The organism is Candidatus Amarolinea dominans (assembly GCF_016704685.1).
In the GTDB taxonomy this organism is placed as follows: domain Bacteria; phylum Chloroflexota; class Anaerolineae; order SSC4; family Amarolineaceae; genus Amarolinea; species Amarolinea dominans.
Map to the genome: position 1 here is coordinate 34,044 of NZ_JADIZS010000080.1, position 13,091 is coordinate 47,134.

The 13,091-nt window shown below is 64.0% G+C and carries 8 protein-coding genes; 1 reads left to right on the forward strand and 7 read right to left on the reverse strand.

Annotation, left to right across the window (positions count from 1 at the left end; genetic code table 11):
- Nucleotides 1-63 precede the first annotated feature (63 nt).
- From IPF85_RS26870 to IPF85_RS26900, 7 genes are all read right to left on the reverse strand, one after another.
- On the reverse strand, nucleotides 64-933 hold the full coding sequence (locus IPF85_RS26870) for a hypothetical protein (RefSeq protein WP_343411128.1): 870 nt from the start codon (nucleotides 931-933) through the stop codon (nucleotides 64-66).
- A gap of 41 nt (nucleotides 934-974) precedes the next feature.
- Nucleotides 975-1,505: a sigma-70 family RNA polymerase sigma factor gene (locus tag IPF85_RS26875; RefSeq protein WP_343411215.1), complete on the reverse strand. Its 531-nt coding sequence runs from the start codon at nucleotides 1,503-1,505 to the stop codon at nucleotides 975-977.
- A 196-nt stretch (nucleotides 1,506-1,701) separates the two neighbouring features.
- Nucleotides 1,702-2,745 carry a DUF2298 domain-containing protein gene (locus IPF85_RS26880; RefSeq protein WP_343411129.1) on the reverse strand — a complete coding sequence of 348 codons (1,044 nt, stop codon included), beginning with the start codon at nucleotides 2,743-2,745 and terminating at the stop codon, nucleotides 1,702-1,704.
- On the reverse strand, nucleotides 2,631-6,404 hold the full coding sequence (locus IPF85_RS26885) for a DUF2298 domain-containing protein (RefSeq protein WP_343411130.1): 3,774 nt from the start codon (nucleotides 6,402-6,404) through the stop codon (nucleotides 2,631-2,633). The genes IPF85_RS26880 and IPF85_RS26885 overlap by 115 nt, the downstream gene beginning before the upstream one ends.
- 15 nt (nucleotides 6,405-6,419) lie before the next feature.
- A complete protein-coding gene (gene lepA, locus IPF85_RS26890; protein ID WP_343411131.1) occupies nucleotides 6,420-8,222 on the reverse strand; it encodes a translation elongation factor 4 in 1,803 nt (600 codons plus the stop codon).
- A 144-nt stretch (nucleotides 8,223-8,366) separates the two neighbouring features.
- Nucleotides 8,367-10,790: a hypothetical protein gene (locus tag IPF85_RS26895; protein ID WP_343411132.1), complete on the reverse strand. Its 2,424-nt coding sequence runs from the start codon at nucleotides 10,788-10,790 to the stop codon at nucleotides 8,367-8,369.
- On the reverse strand, nucleotides 10,693-11,220 hold the full coding sequence (locus tag IPF85_RS26900) for a hypothetical protein (RefSeq protein ID WP_343411133.1): 528 nt from the start codon (nucleotides 11,218-11,220) through the stop codon (nucleotides 10,693-10,695). The genes IPF85_RS26895 and IPF85_RS26900 overlap by 98 nt, the downstream gene beginning before the upstream one ends.
- 403 nt (nucleotides 11,221-11,623) lie before the next feature.
- Here IPF85_RS26900 and IPF85_RS26905 point away from each other — a divergent pair, with 403 nt between their 5' ends.
- Complete coding sequence (locus IPF85_RS26905) at nucleotides 11,624-13,090, forward strand: HEAT repeat domain-containing protein (protein ID WP_343411134.1); 1,467 nt, start codon at nucleotides 11,624-11,626, stop codon at nucleotides 13,088-13,090.
- Nucleotide 13,091: the final 1 nt, after the last annotated feature.

Consider the following 13,091-nt stretch of genomic DNA (forward strand, 5'->3'; position numbering starts at 1 on the left):
CCACAATGGACTTCCACAGTCTGCGAGCCTGCAGAAGTCTGCGATTGAGTCTGCGAGATCGGTTCAGCGCAGGGACGCGGCCACGGCCAGCATATCTTCGGGGCTGAGGGACTGGCTCAAGATTTCGATCATCACGTCACCCTGTTGCCAGACCAGTTCACGCACCGCGGCATCCTGGCTGGGCTGACCGAGGGTGAGCAGCAGCGCGGCGCGACCGTTTACCTGCACCTCCTGCGTCGCGGTGACATCCACAGAGTCGAAGCGCAAGGTGCGGATGCGCCCCGTTTCGCCGAGCGCCACGCCGAACTGGCGCAGGGTCAGGTCGAAGCCCACGCGCGATGCGCCGGCGGCCCGGTAATCAGTTTCGATGTACAGCGGCTGTGGGAACCAATCGGGCATACCGGCGTATGAGACGGCCGAAACGCCCTGCAGGGTGTAGCCGGGCGGCAGCCAGGCCGGTTCCAACAAGGGATAGGGCACGCGCGCGCGCGCCGTGTCCAGGTTAGCCAGATTTTCCGCACGGGCGCCGGTGTACTGCGGCCCTGTGCGCAGTGGGTCCGGCGACACATTGACCCGCACATTGTGCGCGGCGCCGTCGCCCAGGTTAAGTGAGGCCATGAGTGCGGCCATAGCACGTTGGCCTGGCGCCGTGAAGAGCGACAGAGCCAGCACGGCCAGCGCCAGCGCCGTCGCGACGCGCAACCAGGGCCGGGGCGACCAGATTCGTTGCAGGCGCCCTGCCGGCCGCGGCGGAGCGGCGGTCAGCCGGCGCACGCGCTGCGTCAACGCCAGTGACGGCGGCGGCAGCGCGGCCGCCAGGTCGGTCAACTGACGCGCGGTGAACAGCAGCGGCTGCAGGTCTGCGTCGGGTTGCACGTCGCTCTCCCAGACGGCTTCCAGCGCGTCGGCCGCGGCCCATTCGGCGTCGCTCATCGGTTTCTTATCATCCCTATCATCCCTGCGGGCAAACATCATCAACCTCGCATGTTGGTGTGGTAGTCACGCAGCTTGTGCAGGGCACGGAAGACAATGACACCGACGTTGCTGGGGGTCAAGCCGGTTGCCTCAGCAATCTGCACGTTGCTCAGTCCAGCCACGAATTTCAGATCCAAAATTTCCTGCTCACGCGGGGGCAGCGAGCGCAGGGCTTGCAGCAGAAGCTGCACCTGCTGCTGCTGAACCACGACCTGGTGAGGATCAGGCTCAGACGACGGAAGCGCAACCAGGAAATCGAAGTCCACCGTGAGCGTGTTGCGATTGGCCCGGCGCCGGAAGTGCTGCGCCAGTTCGTTGTGCGCAATGCGAAACAACCACCCCGGAAACGCCGCCACGTTGCGCAGTTGCTGACGTTTGGCGAAAGCCTGTGCGAAGGTGGTGGCGGTCAGCTCTTCAGCCAGCGCTTCGTCACCCACGCGTACGCGCAAGTAGTTGAGCACACGCGGTAGGAATTCCTGGTAAAGCGCCGCAAATTGGTCGCGTTCCAGCGGGTCGGATGGTGTTGACAGTGCTCAGTGCCTCCCCGGTCGGCGTCAGGTAAATAGATGCGTTCAGCGCGCCGGCATTACGCGCAATGCGCTCAGGGCGCCAGGTAGCCCATGAATGAATTCACGGGCTGCTACAACAAACCTGCCGAGGCAGGTTGCCGCCAGCGCAACCCGCTTGAGCGGGTTTGACGTATCAGGCGCCGAATTCATTCGGCGCTCAGGGCGCCAGGTAAATGGTGACTTCCTGGTTGCGATACGCCACGGAGAGCAGCCCTTGCTGGGTCATCTGTTCGAACTTGGCGATGCCCTCCGCCGGGTAGACCGTGCGCTCCAGATGGCCCACATAGATGTAGCGAATGTTGATGCGCTGAATCAGATCCTGCGTGCGCGCGATGTCCGCGGTGGTGAAGAACTCACGCGCGTCATTCTCACGCGGTCCCACCAGGAAGCTGTAGCGCTGCTCGCCCTGGTGCGCGCCGAGGAGGCTGGGCAGGCCGGTGAAGCTGGCGACGCGCATGCCGCCTTCGCGGTAGTAATCAATGCGCCCTTCCGCGACCACCGGGTTACCCTTGACGTTATCCAGCAGCCATTGAATGGCATCGTAATCGTACTGCAGGTGAATTTGATTGTTTTGATCCGGCCAGGTGTAGACGCCGACCGTCATGAAAGCCATGCCATCCAGGGTGCCGATGGCCGGGCGCGTGCCGGGGAAGCGGTCATCCACGCGGCGCGGGGTGCCGATGAGCGGGAAGACCAGCACCGAGGCCATGAGGACCACGAAGATAGCGCTCCAGGCGACGCGCCAGCCCGCGCTGAAGCGTTTGTTCAGCGCCTCCCACAGGGTGGGCAGGGCCGCGGCCGCGCCCAGGCCCAGCAGGACCCAGACCTGGGTGTAGAACTTGAACAAGGTATTCATGCGGTAGAAGTCGCCCACGGTCTTGCCATCGGCCGAACAACCGCACAGAAAATCCTTCAGGAAGACGAATTCGGCCCCAAAGGCGACCAGCAGGCCGGTGAAGATCAGGAGCACGTTGAAGGTGCGCTCCGGTGTGACATCACGACGGAACAAGAGCAGCCCGGCCACGAACAAGGGCAGCAGCAGCAGCGTCGGCACCCAATAACCGAGCAGCGCCAAAGCCACGGCAATCAGGGCCATGAGTGCCACGAAGAGGCGCCCAAAGAGGTACGCGGGCGCGGCCTGTTTGACCAGCACCGCATGCAGCGTGGCGACGCGCGGCGCCAGGTCCCATTGATCGGCCATGATGCGCAGCCAGCGCACCAGCGCGGGTGAACGCGCCTGGGGTCGGTCTGCTCATGGTCGCGACGGCGCAGCTCGACAATCAAGTAGCTGATCGCCAGGAAGGCGAAGAAGCCCCAAATCTGCAGCCACTTGCCCAGATCGGTTTTGCCTTTGACCAGGCCAACGCCGCTGCTGCCCACCGCTTCGTAGTTCTGGAAGAAGGGCAGATAGAAACCGTAGGCCAGCGCGGCCACGGCAGCCGTAAAGAAGAGCAGCAGCCATACCCGCACACGACCGGTTGCACGGTAATCGCGAATGATGAAGGCCAGAACCGCAACGCCCAGGTAGGTGGGCAGGTCCCAGGTGTTGATGGCGGCCAATGCGCCGATACTGAGCGGGATGAAGATGAACGAGAGAAACGTGCCAGCGAGGTCGCCGCTCATCCCGGCGCCGTAGCCGGCCACCAGGTTGAGCGCCAACGCCAGGAACAGGATGGTGAACGGCATGCTCATCATGTGCGGGTGCAGATCGGCAAAGAGGAAGCTCCAGAACGGGAACTCGTTGATCGTCCCAGGCAGCACGCGGCTGGGCGCCCACCAGTCGAAGCCCGACAGGCGGCCGCCGGTGGTGAGGAGATGGAGCGCCCCGGACACGGCGCGCACGAGCGTTTGCAGGCCGGGAATCTGGCTTTGGAACGGCGTTTGGGTCTGTTCAGCCAGACGGCGCAGCACTTGCCCCATGGCGTCCAGGTTGCCGATGACGACGACGAACAGGCTGCCGGCCAACCCGGCGCCAATACCCTGACGCCAGAATGGCCCGCGGCGGTTGGCCGCCGCGGGCGCCAGGTTGTAGACCAGCGAGAAGGCGCCGGCCGCGGTTGCGGCAAAGAGCGTGGGGACAGCCAGGTTGAAGGCGACCGACGGCGCGATGCCGGTCAGCTTGATGAAGATGCCCACCAGGAAGTAGCCGTAGTAGTAGTAGTTGATGTAACCACCGGCGAAGTAGGGATCCAGGGGCGGCATCCAGGTGCTGCGCGCGGTGGCGTTGAGGAAGGCGAACTCCATGAACTTCTCGCCGCCCTGCCAGGGTTGCCACAGGTCAGGGTTGAGCATACGAATGACCACGAAGAGTAGGAAGGCGCCGCCGAATACCGCCTCGCCAATCAGCAGCAGGCCGCGATTAGCGCGCACAAAGGCGCGCATCTCATCACGGTTGCGGCGCCAAAGGACGAGGGAGAGGAGGGCGATGAGGATCAGCGCGGCGCCAATGGTCAGCAGATTGTTGCCCACGACCGGCAGGTGCATACTGGCGACGATCCAGACCAGCCAGCCGGCGAGCAGCCAGCCGAGCAGCCGCGCGAACAGGTAACCGCGGTCGCGCAGATGGCGAAAGACGCTGAACGCCAGGGGCCAGGAGATGAGCTGAATGAGCAGCAGCGCCAGCCACCAGACGATGATGGCGATGGGGGTCGAGTTGGTCGCCAGGCGATTCCAGCGCAGATCGTAGGGCGCAGGCAGTTCTTCACTGGGACGGTCGAGCAGCAGGGTCTTGCCGCTGGCGCCTTCACCCGCGGGCGCGGCGGCGGGCGTGGTGCGACCCTCCAGGCGATCGAACAACAGCGACAGCGCTGATTTGCTGCCGGTGTAGCCGGGGATGGCGCCTTGCCAGCTATCGCCCAGTTTGTCTTGCCATTCGGCATCGGTCAGGGTCGCCACTTTCTTGAAGACGATCGGTTTGGGGTGATCGTAGACGGTGAAGCTCTCATCGGCGTCGTCATCGTTGAATTCGACGGGGCCGAGACGCGGCCGTGACGGGAACTCCTGCACCAGTTCGAAGCCAAGTTCGCCCTGGAAGAGCAGATCATAGTAGCGCGTGGTCATGGGATAGCGCTGGGGCAGGCGGGGAATGGAGCGGTAGAGGCGATTGGTGGCCAGAACAATATAATCGGCCTCGTTGACCATGCGCTTGATGGTTTCGAACTTGGCCTGCGTATCCTCTTCGTAGTTGGGCAGGTCCGTAACGCGGTAGCCATAGGCGCCGCGATAATAGCCGGCCGGCTTCTGCAAGTCCTTGGGCAGCGAATCGTCCCAATGTTCGGCCAGAATGACGCTGTTCTGCGGCACATGCTCGTAGATCCAACGCGAGGCCGCGATCCACGAATGTGAATGGCCGTAGACGCCATTGACGAAGGCCAAAGCCCACACGGCCGAGCCGATCAGGACGAACAGGCCAATCGTCGGCGCCAGCCAGGCCCACCAGGGACGCGGCTCAACAACTTCCTGAACGTCTACGGAGTCGCCCTCGCTGCGCCCCACCCATGCCGATACATCCAGTGCCGCGTCCTCGTGATTGGCAGCGGGAATAGAGTCGCGCGCGCGGCGGTAGACCTCGATCCAGCTTTGACGACTCCAGATGCGTTCCAACAGCGCGGCGCCCATCAGGCTAAAGAACGGCAGTAAGGGCAGCATGTAGCGCATGAATTTGACCATGAACAGGCCGGTCAGCGCAAAATAGGGCACACACCAGGCCAATAGAACCCATTCGGCCGGGCTGGCGCGACCGGCCAACGCCCGCGCCAAAGCCCAGGCCAGGCCGATGAAGGCGAGCAGGCCGAGCGGCCACCCCATGCCCCAGCGGATTTGCTGCTCGATGTTGTAGATGAAGGGCAGCGTGCCGCGATACTGGCGGGTGTAGGGGAAATCGGCATCGCCGCGCACCATGGCGCCCTGTTCGTCAATCACCGAGATGCGATAGTTGGGCCAATCAATGACCGCAAAGGGCGAGGTCACCGCAAAGACAATCACCGCCACCGAGAGGGCAATCAGGGCCAGGCCGAGCGCCTGGGTGAACTGATTGGAGGCCAGCGCAATCTCGTAGTCTTCGCGCACGCGCACCGGCTGGTTGCGGCGGGCCGCCATGACGGACCAGTAACGTGCCCCCGCGCCAACAACCAGGGCGGCCAGAATGGGCAGGGCGCTGAACTTGGAGGAAACCGCGGCGCCAGCCATGGCCCCGGCCAGCAGCGACGCCGACAGATTGCCATCCTGCGCCATGCGCACGCCACCGTAGACCGCGCCCATGATAAAGAAGGCCGCCACCGGATCAAAGGCGTAGAAATGGCTGAGTTGGATGGAAGTCACGGTGAGCGCGGCGAAGGCGGCGCCCAGGAGAGCGGCGCGTGTGCTGTAGATGCGCCGACCGATCAGGAAGATGACATAGACCGAGCCGGTGTCGAAAAGAGCCGAGAGGACGCGACCGAGCAGATTGAGGCCGTCGTAGGTGTTGGCCGCCACCAGCCAACGGATGATCTCGCTTGGTAGGCCCAGGCCGGTCAGCGCCTGACCCGCAGCATGGACGAGCGCGGCTGTGGCGGTCAGGATATACAGCGGCAGATGGCCGTAAGCAAAATGGCGCACCGCGCGCTGCTCCGGATTCCACAACGGGTTGAACGGCGAGCGCCGCGGGTCGAGCGCCTCGGAGATGTGGTGCGGCATGTGCATGTCGCCGGCCACCATCACGATCCAACGTTCGTCCGGATGCGCGTGCTGGTAGTCATCCCAGTTGTTGTTGTAGAGCCGCAGCGCCAGGGCCGCGACCAGCACCGCCAGCAGCAGAAAGACCTGCATGGGAGTCAACTGGGCCTGGCGCCCGTTATCTTGAGTTGGAGCTGTCGCAGACAACATACCCTCCTAAATTCAGTCTTCGTCCAGCTTGAGGACCGACATGAAGGCCTCCTGTGGTATCTCTATCTGCCCCACCATCTTCATGCGGCGCTTGCCCTCTTTTTGCTTTTCCAGCAGCTTGCGCTTGCGCGAGATGTCGCCGCCGTAGCACTTGGAAAGCACGTCCTTGCGATAGGCTTTGACGTTGGCCCGGCTGATGATCTTCTTGCCCAGCGCGGCCTGAATCGGCACCTCGTACTGCTGGCGTGGGATGACTTCCTTCATCTTGCTGACCAGCCGCTGCCCTTTTTGGAAAGCCTGATCGCGGTGAACGATGACCGACAACGCGTCCACGGGAATGTCGTTGATGAGCACATCCAGGCGCACCATATCGGCCACGCGGTAATCGTCGAACGCGTAGTCCATGCTGGCATAGCCACGCGTGCGCGCCTTGAGGTCGTTATAGAAATCAACCAGGATTTCAACCAGCGGGATGTGGTAGGTCAGCAGGACCCGGCGCTCGTCCAGGTATTCTTGATTCACGAACTCGCCGCGGCGTTTTGTCGCCAGGTCCATCACCTGGCCGATGTATTCCACCGGCGCGAAAATCGTGATCTTCATCCACGGCTCGCGAATCTCTGCGATCTCGCTTTCAGGCGGCAGCTCCACCGGGTTATCCACCAGGATCTCGCTGCCGTTGGTCTTGGTCACCTGGTACTCCACGCTAGGCGCGGTAAAGAGCACGTCCAGGTCGTATTCACGTTCCAGGCGCTCCTGGATGATCTCCATGTGGAAGAGGCCCAGGAAGCCGCAGCGGAAGCCAAAGCCAAGCGCCTGGCTGCTCTCCGGCTGGAAAATGAGCGAGGCGTCGTTGAGCTGCAGTTTCTCCAGGGCGTCGCGCAGCAGGGCATAGTCCTCCCCGCGTGTCGGATACAGGCCCGCAAACACCATCGGCTTGGACGGTTCGTAGCCGGGCAAGGCCGCGTCAGCGCCGTGCAGCCAGGTGGTCAGGGTGTCGCCCACGCGGCAATCGCGCACCGACTTGAGGCCGGTGGCGATGTAGCCCACCTCGCCGGCCGACAGTGCGCCGATCGGGATCATGCCGGGGCCAAAAATACCGACATCCAGCGGCTCGACCCGCTGACCGCTCGACATGATCTTGAGGTTCGGCCCCAGGCTGTACGAGCCATCGAACACGCGTACATAGGCCACCACGCCTTTATACGTGTCATAATGGCTATCGAACACCAGGGCGCGCAGCGGCGCGCTTGCGTCACCTTTGGGCGGCGGCACATGCTTGACCACCGATTCCAGCACGGCGGTCACGTTCAAGCCCTCTTTGGCCGAGATGCGAATGACGTCATCGAGCGGTGTGCCGATCAGGTCGCCGATTTCTTGCGCCACCTCGTCCGGTCGCGCCGCGATCATGTCAATCTTGTTGACGACCGCGATGATCTCCAGATCGTGTTCCAACGCGAGATAGAGATTGGCCAGCGTCTGCGCTTCGATGCCCTGGCTGGCGTCCACCACGAGCACCGCGCCCTCACAGGCCGTCAGTGCGCGCGAGACCTCGTAGGAGAAGTCCACGTGGCCGGGTGTGTCAATCAGGTTGATCTCGTACGTCTGGCCGCTGCTGGCCGTGTAACTCATGCGCACGGCCGATGCCTTGATGGTGACGCCTTTCTCGCGTTCCAGGTCCATCGAGTCCAGCACCTGTTCGGTCATGTCGCGATCGGAAACCGTTCCGGTCAGTTGCAGCAGGCGGTCGGCCAGAGTGCTCTTGCCGTGGTCCACATGCGCCACGATGCAAAAATTGCGAATCAGGGATTGTTCCATAGGGGCAGATTGTACACGACAAAGCGGAAAAAGTGCAATCTGATCTCCGCTCAACAAAAGGCGGCCCATCAGTACGACGGACCGCCTTCTGTGTTCGTTACGTCAGGGCACGGGGACGCCCTGGATTAGGTCGCAGCGCGTGAATCAGACCGTGCGACGGCGCCAGGCCACAGCCCCGGCCGCCAGCAGCAGGGCCAGCGCAGCCGCCATCGTGCCGTAGGGCAGCGCGGGCGTGGTTGTGCCGACATTGCTGAGCTGCACCGCGGTGGGCGTCGGCGGCTCGCAGGTGATGGGTGTGTAGTTGACCGCGAAGTCATCCATGTAGATGCCATCAGCCACCACGCCGCTGTCCGAGGTGACGCGCAAGCGCAGGGCCACGTTGGCCTGGTTGTCGAGCATCGGCGAGGCGACCGCAGTCTGCGCCCAGCTCTGCGACACGCCATTGAAGCGAGCCAGGTAAGATGGGTTCCAGGTCGTGCCGCCATCCAGCGAATACTCGAGGTAGGCGTAGTCGTAGCCGGATTCGAGGGCATGAGTGAACCAGCCGGAGACCGAGATGTTCGTCTTGCCGGTCAGGACGATGTTCGGCGACTTGAGCCAGGAGTTCATGTTGTTCGGATAGACGCCGGACGGGCTGTCGTGCCAGGCATGGGTGGGGCTGTACGACATGTTGGTGACCTGCGCCCAGAAGTTCTGCGTGCCGCCTGTGGTCCAGCCGTTGACGCCGTTCTCGAAGTTGTCGAAGAAATAGGCGGTGGGCGGCTGCGGGCTGCCGGCCAAAAGGCTGAAGTTGATTGTGTACGGTCCCTGGGTCGAGGTCACAGCCAACTGGAAGTTGATCAGCGTACCGCAGAGCACAGTGTCAGCTACCGAGAAGACATACGGCGTATTGTTGTTCGCGTTGCCGCCGGCCAGGATGTTCGGGTAGGCGGAGGTGTTCTGCGAAACGCTCACGCCGGCCGTCGAGGTCGAGAGCACGGCGTTGATGCCGGTGCTGGTGGTGGCGCCGTCGTTCATCAGGTTGACCAACATCTGCAGGTTGGACTCGCCCGGTTCGGGGACGCTGTTGCCGTTGCCGCCGCTGACCGCGGAAGAGTTGTAAGCCAGGTGCGGCACCGGCGCCAGGCCGATGTCGGTGGTGGTGGTGCCGCCGGCGCCGACCGTGCGGCCGGTGACGGTCGCCGAGGTGGGATAACCAGGCAGCAGCGGGCCGGCCGTGATGTCATAGGTGCCGGGAACCACGTTGACGCTGTAGTTTCCGCTGGCGTCCGTCGAGGTGGTCATGGTCTCAGGGCCAACCACAGTGACCGGAGCGCCGGCGATGCCGGCATTGGTGACGGTGTTGTAGACGCGACCGTTGAGCGTGCCCAGGGTCTGTCCGCAGGCGGCGAACTTGAACGAACCGATACGGGTGTACCAGTTGTTGCCGCTGACAGGCAGGTACTCGCCGGCGAACCAGAAGGTGCAGTCATCGGCCGGGTCGAGGGTCAGCGAGAAGTAGTCGCCCCAACGGCTGATGCCCGTCTGCGAGCCGGTGCCGTTGATGAGCACCGCTTCGTTCTGCGGTAGTTGGCCCAGGCTTTCACCCAGGCGGCGGCCTGCGTAGCGCAGAGCGGGGAACATGCTGGCGCTGGAGACGCTGTAGCCCACGGCGGCATTACCGTCCTTGTCAGCCGCGATGCTGGGCATCCAACGGTGATTGCCATCGCCCAGCGCGTAGGTGCCGGACTGATAGACATTGGTGGCGGCGCCGGGTGCGCGCACTTCGTACCAGCGCACGGACGCCTTGCCGGCCACGTCCACGGTGTGCGAAGCCCACAGCGATTCGTAGGAGCCCATGTTGCGATACTGCAACAGGTTCATCAAACGAAAGCTGAGGGTGTCGAGGAGGCGCGTGGTGCCCTGCTGCGGAACCTGATAGGTGACCGGTTCGAACGCGCTGATCGGCAGGAGGGTCGGGCCGGTGAAGGTAGAGTTGGCCGGCGTGACCCAGTCCACATGGAACTTCCACATCTTGAGCAGGTCGGGCGGCGTGGCCGACAGCATGTAGTTGGGTGCGCCGGCGGGCGGGGCGGTCGTGCCGTGATAGTTGGCTGGCAGCAGCGCATCGCAGGTGGCGTCGGTGCAGGTGTCGAAGTGGACTTCCTGCAAGGCGCCGCCGGTAATCATCTGGCTGCGGTTCAAGGCCCACACGCGCACACCAAAGCCGGTGCCGATCTGATCGAACATGTTGGCCGTCAGATACCAGCCGTCGGACCAGACGCCCATCTTGGGATAGTCGTTCAGGTACGAGGTGAAGATGCCGGTGTCCGCGCGCAGCGCGTAGAAGTACCAGCCGCCCGCAACCGGGTCATTGGTCTGGGACACGGCGATACACTGGTAGTAGGGGCCGGTGGCGCCGGACCAGGCAAAGTCGGTGACAACCCAGCGACCGACCGTTTGATCGTAGAGAGCCTGGGGATCACCCTGGTTATTGGCATCGCACGGCGTGCCGGCCGGGCCGGGGAAGAAGGTGTTGAAGGTCACTGCGCTGATCAACGCGCCGGTGGTCTTGTTGTAGATACCCACCGAGGTGTTGACGCGTCTCGACGTAGTGATTGGGGCCAATCGCGCCGTTGACGTCGGGCGGCCAGCCGGCGCCATTCGCCGGAAAGGTCATGCCGTTGAAGTTCATGATGGGGTTGGGCATCTGCCCGGCGCCGGGCGAATCCTGCACATTGGGGTTCAGGGCCGCGGCCCACGTCGCCGCCGATTGCTCGGACGGCGTCAGGCGCAGGGGAAACTGCTGGTTTGGCGCAGCCTTGCCGTTATTGCCCTGGGGCAGGTCGCGCATGTCGCCATTCCAGACGGTGGGGTAGCTCGTCTCGCCGGCGAACGGCCCGTAGATGGGGGAAGAGGCAGCCGGGCGCGACGGTGCGCTCGCCTGCACACTCGACACGACTATGCCCAGGAGCAACCCCAGGATAGCCAGCACGTGTAGAAGACGCTTACTTGGCATGTGAACTCCTTCCAAAACTGAAAAAGAAATAGAGAGGCGGTGGGGGACATCGGGTGGCAGTCGGTGTTTGCAGTATAGGACAAGAACGCCAATGCGTCAACTTGAGGAGGGGGTGTGGAGAGAGAGGATTGGAGGTTGGAGATCGGAGATTGGAGATTGGAGATTGGAGATTTACGTGGAAGGCGGGAGGCTTCTGGTTTAAGTGAAAGATGAAGGGGGAAGGGAGAGTCACGCATCACGTATCAAGTACGCATTTTGGCGTAATCAACGGCGTAGAAGGGGTGCGTGGTTTGCGCAGCGGAAACCCAGAGGCGTAACCGATGCGCGGGGATGGGCACGGTGCTAGACTGAACGCGTCAGAGTAATGGAATGCAGTAATGGAATGGAGGATGAAGAACACACCATGATGACGACGATCAAGACGTTCGGAGTTCATTTGCTGCGCCTGATGATGGCGCTGATGATCTTGGCAAGCGGCGCCGGCCTTGCCCTGCTGTTTGGTGAGCGCGAGAGCCGGGCGCTCGATCAGGTTTCGTCACCGCAGGCAATGACGCTGCCCGCGGCGCAGGTGCAGCGGCTGACCGCCAGTTCCAGCAGCGGCCAGATGATGGCGGCGGCCGTTGCGAGCAGCGGCGCAAGCTCGGAGCTGTTTTTCACGGCCGATGGCGGCCACACCTGGCTGAGCATGGGCAGCCTGCCGGCGGCGCAGATCAGCGCGCTGGCGCTGGCGCCTGACGGCAATTCGGCCCTGGCCGCGGCCGGCAATCGCCTCTTCCGCGCCGATTTCGCTGCGCAGACCTGGCGCGAGCTGCCGCTCGCCTGGGCAGACGTGCAGGCGTCCCAGGCCCAGATCACCAGCCTGGCCGTTGACCGCCTGGCGATGGCGCGGGCTTCAGACCAGGCGCGCGACCTGGCGGTCTTCATCGGCAGCACTGAGGGTCTTTTCTACTGGCAGGGCGACGCGCTGACCGGCCCTGGCCGTGGATTGCCCGCTGGAACCGCGGTGGCGCAGGTGCATGTGACCAACGCCAACGAGGCGCTGATCTTCGCGGGCGCCAGCCGCGGCCTCTTCGTGCTCGATCGTGAGCTGGCAGACCCGACCGGCGACCAGGGCGATCGCTGGCTGCGCATCAGCAGCGTCTCGGCGCCGGTGCATGCCGTGGTGGAAACCGATGGCGTGCTGCTGGCGGCCACGGGCAGCAACGGCCTCTACCGCAGCCTGGACCGCGGGCGCAGTTGGCAAAATCTGTCCGGCGCCCTGGGCCTGCAGCCCGGCGTTATCCTGGATGTGACCGCGCTGGCGGCCGATCCGGCCGAGCCGGGTGTGGTCTACGCGGCTACCGGTTTCTGGGTCGGCAGCAGTCAGATGCACTTCGCGCCGGGCCGCGTTTTCATCAGCATGGACAGCGGCAGCCGCTGGCAGCCGATGCCCGGCCCGAACGGCCAACCGCTGCAGTTGACCGCCCGCGTCACTGCGCTGATTCCGGCCGTGGACACCCCGCTGAGTGTGCGGGCCGTGACCGACCAGGGCATGCTCAGCCTGACCCTGGACGATGCCGAAGCGCTGCTGAGCCAGCTCGCTGATGGCGACCCGGCGGCGCAGGCCTGGGCCGCGCTGGGCCTGGGCATCCTGGGCGATCCGCGGGCCACTGAGCCGCTGCTGACGCACCTGGCCGGCGACAATGCCCAGGTGGGTTTTGCCGCGGCGCGGGCGTTGGGGCGCCTGGGCGACGCCGCCGCCCTGCCCAGCCTGCTCGCATTCCAGGTGAGCGCCGATGAGATGGTGCGCGTGCGTGCGACCCTGGCGCTCGATCTCCTGCACACCAGGGCAGCCGCCCCAACCCTGCCGCAGGTCGCGGCGGTGAATTGAG